This is a genomic window from Mesorhizobium sp. B2-8-9 (assembly GCF_006439475.1).
GTDB lineage: Bacteria > Pseudomonadota > Alphaproteobacteria > Rhizobiales > Rhizobiaceae > Mesorhizobium.
The window spans coordinates 1-1461 of the sequence record NZ_VFTQ01000069.1; the positions used below are offsets into that span (position 1 = coordinate 1).

The following is a 1461-nucleotide window of genomic DNA, read 5'->3' on the forward strand; positions in this document are numbered from 1 at the left end:
CTCTGATGTCCGCTGTCAAGGTTTGGAACGCAGAAGGTCGCCCGATCCGAGGAACGGCTGCTCATTCTGATGAGCGCGCATGGGTGGAGGCGGAACTGAAGGACGTCGGTGATCAAGCTCTGATGCGCGGGTTGGCTACCGCATTCCCGATTGTGCGTCCGGGGCTGTTCCTATCTTACTGCGGGCGTCGGTCAATTTGCCGGCCACAAAGCGTCTGACGGGCATTCCCCTGCCGTGGTCCCGCCTCCGCCCATGCGCGAGGTGTAGACTGCCGCGGCGAGCGATCAGGTGGAGCGTGCCTCCCTGGCGACGGCCCACATGAAGCCGACTAGTTCGCGGGCGATCGCCGTGCAGACCACCGTCGTTCGCTTGCCTCGCGCAACCAGCTTTCGATACCGGGTCGTCAGGCGGGCCTGAGCCTTCCATGCGATCTCACGGACTTTCGGCGGTGCCTGCTCCAACCGGTACAGCTTCGCCTTGCCGATCCGGGGTGGATGTCGATAGGTCCAGGCGCTCTCAACCAGCATGTGGCGAACGCGGCCATTGCCTGCCTTGGTGATGCCGCCACGCCTGATTGTCTCTCCAGTCGACCGCTCGCCGGGAACGAGGCCGAGATAGCCCATGAGCTGGCGAGGGCTCTCAAAACGGCTTACGTCGCCGACCTCGGTGGCGAACGTCACGGCGACGATCAGATCGACCCCACGCAATGTCTGGAGCGCTCGCACGATCGGCGCCAGCGACCAGTTCGGGATGAACTCTTCGATCACGCGATCAAGCCGTTCCACACGCTCTTTCGAGACGCGCACCGCTTCGACCATTTCCTGGAGCGCGATCTGATGTGCAGGATAATCGAACCGCTGCTCCTGCAACCAACGCAGGTAGCGCATGGTCCAGTTCTTCGTGCGCGGATAGGCACGACCATGCTTGAGCATGAAAGCGCTCACCTGCTGGCGATGGACCCGCAGCGTCTCGACCGCGGCTGCCCGGGCGCGAACGAGATCTCGCATGGCTTCGTGATCTTCATCGGGAACCCATACCGCCGTCAGTTCGCCGGCGCGCAGCAGCCTTGCCAATGAAAGAGCATCCCGGCGGTTCGTTTTCACCCGATCGCCAGGCTTCCTTGGAATCAGCGATGGCGCGACCACGGTGCATTCATGGCCAAGGGAACGGATCAGCCGGTAAAGGCCATAGCCGGTTGGGCCCGCCTCGTAGCATAGGTGGATGCGATCGAACTTGGCAGCGATCCGTTGGATAACGCGGCGCATACTCGTATCCGATGCGTCGACCTCGCCGAAGAACCGAACCTCTCCCTCCCGGCCGGCTTCCGCAATCGCGATGGCGTTCCTCAGCTTAGCGACATCGATTCCGACAAATGCTTCCCTATAATCTGCCACGGCTCGTCCTCCTGTGATGAGGATCGGCTCGGACCGCCCGAGCAACCCTCGGACGCGCAGTGTAGGG

Annotated in this window: 2 protein-coding genes; one reads left to right on the top strand and one right to left on the bottom strand. The window is 62.7% G+C overall.

Annotated features, from left to right (window positions below):
* The coding region (locus FJ423_RS33945; protein WP_210239595.1) for a hypothetical protein at nt 1-218 on the top strand (218 nt) is incomplete at its 5' end.
* 66 nt (nt 219-284) lie between these two features.
* Here the strand turns inward: FJ423_RS33945 and FJ423_RS33360 are convergent.
* The gene (locus FJ423_RS33360; protein WP_064995672.1) at nt 285-1394 is read right to left on the bottom strand and encodes an IS110 family transposase; all 1110 of its coding nucleotides are present in this window, start codon (nt 1392-1394) and stop codon (nt 285-287) included.
* Nucleotides 1395-1461 lie beyond the last annotated feature (67 nt).